Genomic DNA, 5855 nt, shown 5'->3' on the forward strand with positions numbered 1-5855 from the left:
GTTGTAATTCCGGCCATTGTGCTTGATGGTGATATTCACACTATGGATGGCATAACCGTTACCGGACTGGTTAAATTCCGCCTGCATTTTGCTGTTGATGATGGCCTGCTGGTTCTTAAACTGCGCCTGAAACTGCTGTGTTGATTCAGCCACGGCTTTCTGTGTATTGGATACTGCCTGCTTATTGTCTATTACATCCGCTGCAATCCGGTTGACGTTGTCGTCAGTGTTCCCGATATTGGTACGCAATTCCGTGAGTTTCTGCGCCCACGCCTCATTGTCCGTCACTCTGACCTGCCATAGCTCGCTGATTTTGGCTTTATTCTCCCCGTCGCGCACCATCAGCTCTCGGGATAGTTTCTGCTGGGCGCCAGCCAGAATAAGGTCGGTTTCATTGCTCCAATTCATGTCGGATTGCAGGCGTTTTCCGGCTTCGGCGGTCATGAATTTGTTGCCTAATTCACCCAAAAGCTCCCTGGTGTTGTCATTGGGTTGGCCGGAACCTTCAATAAATGGTGACTTGCCATAGGTATTGATGGTTCTGACGTAGAACCAGTAAGTTGTCCCTGCCTTTAATTGATCTTTTATCCAGAAGTTACCCTGCCCCAGTCGATCGGCATGGTTAATAACCATTGATTCATGAGTAAAATCCAGTTGTTTCTCGCTGAACCAGAATTCAAACGTGTGACCGAAAGAGGCAACATCCCCCTGACGGGGAACAATAGTCAAAGAAAAGAAGCCAGGGGTGATCTCTACATTCACAGGCGGAGGTGGTGCTTGAATGGAAAACTCAAAAACAGCAGGGGCTGACATAGCACCGGCTGCATTCACCGCCCTGACCTCGGCACGATAGTTACCCCGCACCAGCCCTGAAATATTGACCGATTCGCCAGGGACCTGAATAGTCTGAATAATGCGATCATCCTGATAGATAGTGACACGATTAAAAGCCACCTCACTGACATTGCGCCATGACAGTATACCCTGTATCACATCCCCCAACGTTTGCGGGATAAAACTCAGTGACATAGGTGCACCTACGCCCCCGACAGGCAGTCGTGTAAAAGGCGGGCGTTCGAAGGGTTTACCAATGACGTCCTCATACACATAGGCGCCGTCTTCCTCCAGCGTCAACTCCGCACCGTCCAGTGCACTAAATCGCCAATCAATCACCCTGAATTCTAAATCAGTGATCCCCAATGTCGGCAAATTAAGCCTGACCACCTGACCAGGGCGATAAGCGTAGCCGTCCAGATTCATTTTCAACTGTACCCGCCGCGCTAACCGCTTACGGCGTAAATATTGATGAGCCAGTCGCTGCGCCTGGTAAGGGGACGTAACAAATCGAAAATCAATGTTTTCCTTAATTTCCAGCCCGTCTTCTGCAACCCATTCGCTCCTGATAATCGGGGGAAAATCGGTTTTGGTGTAGATTTGCTCCGCATCAACAAACGTGCCATAAATAGCATTGGTGGCGTCTCTTAGGCCCACTTCCGGTGTTAGAGTGACAGTGTCAATGATTTGGGATTCATGGATATCCAGCACCGCAGGACCATTGTATGCTCCTACTAAAATCCCGTGTTTACCTGCCATATAGGTTGGATCTGCCGATAAGCAACGATGCATAGCATCCAAAATAGCCGATGGGCTTTCTTCCAGTTCATAAGCCCCGTTGAGGGCATACCGTGGTTCACGTCCACCATCCGGTGTATCTACGCCCTCACTACAGATATCTGCCGCCCGTTTGAATGCCTCCCAGTCGATATCAGAATCAGGCACCTGTAAATAACTGCGGTAGTAATCCAGAATGACCAAGGCCCCATTATTACTCCACCGCGTCTCACCGGTTCGGGGGTCATGCAGCTTCTTCCCCCAGACCTCACATTTAATATTAGGCAGCCCATAGGGAAATTTCTCCGCATCAAATTTAAGAGTGACGCGCAACCACGCCATATTGCGACCTATCATATCCGGCTTCCATGACGGGCAGTTTTCCAACATAAAGGGATCAGCTTCCGCCCTGCCGTTATGCAGTTCCCACTCGACATAGCCACCAAACGACTCTATCGGGTCATCACCCAGCCAGATACGGCCAATTTTTTCAATCGGGTGGCCCGCCAGAGCTAGAGTCAATGTGATCCGCTCGTTTTCATCCTGCTCACCCGGTTCCTCCTCGGCAAAAAACAGTAATCCAGATGCAACCGTATGACCTATAACTACCGTCTCTGAGGCTGTGGAAGAGCGTAACATCTGTTTTCGCTCGCTTTGGTCTCGCCCCATCATTGGCAGTTTAGGCTTATACATCTGACTAGCGGCAAACTGGACGGCCATCCCAGCTGCAATGAGTGCCGCGCCGAATGGTCCCGTAACAACCGCACCCACTATCATTAATCCAGCAGAGACCACATTGGCAACAGTTTTCCCCATTACTCCACCCTCCAAGCAGTCAATGGACTGACATCGACCGGACGCACACCAACACGAGTGACCGCCCAAATCTTCCCTGCCCACAATACCCCCAGCGTTTTTCCTTCTTCCGCCTCAAACATCACGATATCCCCGCGCCCTGCGGCTGTGACCGGAGTGCGGTCAAACAACCGATCCAGTGCCTGCTCCAGTGTTCCAAACTCTGATTTCAACACTTCGGCTGCACCTGTATGTGTGCTATAACGCCCACGCACGGTTTCGCATGGGTCAAAATCACATACCGCCTGAACACAGTCAGCAGCAAACAAGCAGCAGTCATGTTCGCCCCATAAAAAAGGGCGACTCATGGCCGCCCTGAGAGTTTCGGGTAATCGTAATGTCCATTGTCGGTGTCTCATTTCGGGATCTCCGTGAAATAAAAAACCCAGCGCGAAGCTGGGCTTGGATTGGTTCAGGCTGGATTAATGTTTACATCTGCGTACGCGGAGGTGCATATTATCCTAATAATCTGTATTTATTGAGCTTTATAACAAATAATCAAAAATAAAAATGCTAGCAAGTTATATCATGTCCAATAAAAATTTTCCTGTATGGAAATTTAGTTGTATCCTGAACTCTCATAACTGAATTATTTTTTGTAAATATCCAATACAAATGATTTCCCGTGTACCCACCATAGGAATTTTTAGCGTTTATATTGACACATAACGAGTAACCAAATACCGGCAAATGGTCTTTGATCATTACCTCTTGTTTTGGCTCAGTCCACCCTGAAAACTTCGCTGATTCTGGATCTACTAATACCGTTTCAAAATAGTCTTTAACAACTCTTTCATAATTACTTGGTCTTACCCCGTAATCTGCCCTGCTAAAATCAATAGTTGATATTAACGAAGGTTCTGATTGCTTAACGGCAGTGTTCATGGAACAACCCACCAAAGAAATACTAGAAAAAACTACTCCCCAAAAAAATAGTAAAGTATTTTTCATATCCTATTCTCCCAGTGAAAGCTAAAAAATTCTAGTCTGTAAGATGCCGCATTAAAAGAGTAATGCTATTTTCTTGTGCAACGCATCATGTTATGACATCAATTTTATTTATAAACAAATGCAGGCGCATCTTTTTTACTCCCCCAATAAATGGCTCGTTCTGCCATCTGTGCAACATACCGAAATATCCGGTCCCCCTGCCGTCTGGCTGACCATGATTCATCGGTAAATCGGTCAGGCAACCCCATTGACCAGCGTTCAAAACGATTGGAAATTGTGACGCTGACTGCATTTTCATTTCCGGCCACCACATTAATGGTTGAAATTTGTCCAGCAAATAACACCTCTGCTAATATTGGGCGGCCGTCATCACCGATAGTTACCATCATGACACGGGCGTCCCTGCCGCGTCCGCGCTCATTTAACACCGTTCCGACCAGTCCGCGATCAAACCCTGTCAGTTTTAAGACTAGTTGCGTTGGGCTGGTTGTCATATTTTCCGAAACTGCCTCAATCTCACCCAAGTTTCCTACACCCAAGTAATTTTCGCCAGCAATCACCAAGTTCCCAACACCTGTATGAGCGCAGACCACGCCAGACACCAGATCCAGACGAGCAGCCAGCACAATATGTGCACCTTCGTTAATGGCGCGTACCATGTCATCAGAAAATGGATGATAAAACATCAGAATAATGCCTCCTCAAAAGACAGGGTGGCATTGGTAAATATACCCGGCTTACGTTGAAAATTTCCCTGATCACCGCCTGTCTGTTTAAAAATCCCAAAGGGACGCTCTGTTTCGATTTTGTCATGTCGTCTTGGTGAATAACGCAGCATAGGTGAAATAGGAATAGTCGCTGCTCCTGCACTATCGCTGTCCACATTCTCCGTCACCATCTTTAACTCATTCCCTACCGTTAGGTAATCACCTCGCCTGATAACTCGCGTATTTTTACGCCAGCCCTCCGTTTTCAGATAATATCCCAGCTGGTTGGGTTCACTGATTTTAGGATTACCCATACCTACAAGTCCCGGTCTCGCCCAGTCAAACAGGCGCACCCTGCCTGATTCCCCGTCTAATTGCGCGACCAATACTTCCAGAATGCGCGCCTTTTCATCATCCAGGTTATTAAACATTAACGTACAGCGCCAACGACTGCCGGGGAACCGTGCCGTTTGAGTGCTACCATTGAAGACGGATGTGAATGTCTTGCTGTTACTAATTAATTGCCAGTTAAGCGCACTGGGGATAATTTCTTCCGGCCAGTCTAAAATCCTAATCGTCATCTACACCCCCAATGTTTTTCTCACCTGTCCGTTTGACTGAAAATCCCGAATCAAATCAGCTTTAGCCATCGCTGCTCCCTGCGCAGCCCCGCGTCTGGCGGCCTCTTCCATCGCAGCCAGTAATGCCTGATCGCCGTTGCCTGACACTTGAATGGTTTGATGGATGTGAATTTCTCCTGACGCTGGCGTGGGCGGAATAATAGCCCGTACACCCAAAGAACCATCAGGACCGCGCTTAAGCGGCATAATTGCCTCGGGACCTGCCTCACCCATTAGCCCTGCGCCTTTAGCGAAGGCAAACAGTGTCGGACTACTGACAACGTGATTACTGTACGCGCTGAGACTGGGTGAGTTATAGACACCCCCTTTCGCGTTAGGGATAAAATCACGCCAGCTGGTAGATAACCCCATCACTCCCGTATTGCTACCTGCCGAAGCTAAAGAGCTGGTGCCTACGTTTGACATTCCTCCACCAATTCCACCAAAGAATCCAGAAATTGCCTTGGTAATCATAGATTGCATGGCAATACGAACCAAATCTTGAATGATGGATTGCGCCAATGACGCGGACAGCTCTTTCATGGATTCAGAGAATGACTTAGTACCCATCAACATCCCTGTTAGGGCGTTCCCCGTCCGCTGTTCGACAACATCCAACAGGTTCATTTGCATTTTCTGAAAATCACCCTGGCTAGCATACAATTCTTTAGCCGCTGCGAATTGCGAATCTCTAGAACGAATACCAGCTGCGGCGATCAACTGCTCGTAACGTTCTTTTTTGATAATGCCGTTTTGATAATAAGAATCATACAGCGCGGTTTGCTCTGTTAGCTGGTTTTGCAGGTCTTGCAGGGGATCAACATTGCCCACCAATTTCGCTGTAGAGGATACCGCATAACGCTGATTGGCTTCCGCAACGCTGCTCAGGTATCTGGCCTCAATCTCCTGTTTGCGTCGCACAACCTCTTCGGCACTTTGAATGGCGTTGGCCGCAATCTGGCGCTGCAATTGCTCTTCGGCTTTCAGGCGGGCATGGAGCGCCTGTCGATAGGGATCGGCGGCGATAGCATCCTGCAAATCTTGGGTGCGTTGTTTTGCCAGAATACTGGCCTGACTGAGTTCAATCAGCTCCTCACGCTGCTTTCCGGTG

At 48.3% G+C, this 5855-nt stretch carries 6 protein-coding genes; all 6 read right to left on the minus strand.

The annotated features are described in order from the left end of the window. A partial coding sequence (locus tag IQ211_RS17585; protein WP_193836429.1) for a phage tail tip protein J-related protein occupies positions 1–2427 on the minus strand: 2427 nt, incomplete at its 3' end. Then, positions 2427–2825 (minus strand): DUF6950 family protein, encoded by a 399-nt coding sequence (locus tag IQ211_RS17590; protein ID WP_189761217.1) that lies wholly within the window; start codon positions 2823–2825, stop codon positions 2427–2429. The genes IQ211_RS17590 and IQ211_RS17585, both read right to left, overlap by 1 nt. 154 nt (positions 2826–2979) lie before the next feature. Beyond that, the gene (locus IQ211_RS17595) at positions 2980–3417 is read right to left on the minus strand and encodes a hypothetical protein (protein ID WP_189761216.1); all 438 of its coding nucleotides are present in this window, start codon (positions 3415–3417) and stop codon (positions 2980–2982) included. A gap of 104 nt (positions 3418–3521) precedes the next feature. Then, positions 3522–4103 (minus strand): hypothetical protein, encoded by a 582-nt coding sequence (locus IQ211_RS17600; RefSeq protein ID WP_189761215.1) that lies wholly within the window; start codon positions 4101–4103, stop codon positions 3522–3524. Next, positions 4103–4705: a hypothetical protein gene (locus IQ211_RS17605; RefSeq protein ID WP_223281877.1), complete on the minus strand. Its 603-nt coding sequence runs from the start codon at positions 4703–4705 to the stop codon at positions 4103–4105. Before IQ211_RS17605 ends, IQ211_RS17600 begins: the two co-directional genes overlap by 1 nt. Next, positions 4706–5855: phage tail tape measure protein (locus IQ211_RS19730; RefSeq protein ID WP_476756473.1), on the minus strand; the 1150-nt coding region annotated here is incomplete at its 5' end.

Origin of the sequence: Xenorhabdus griffiniae, assembly GCF_015163655.1 — a bacterium.
Classification (GTDB): domain Bacteria; phylum Pseudomonadota; class Gammaproteobacteria; order Enterobacterales; family Enterobacteriaceae; genus Xenorhabdus; species Xenorhabdus griffiniae.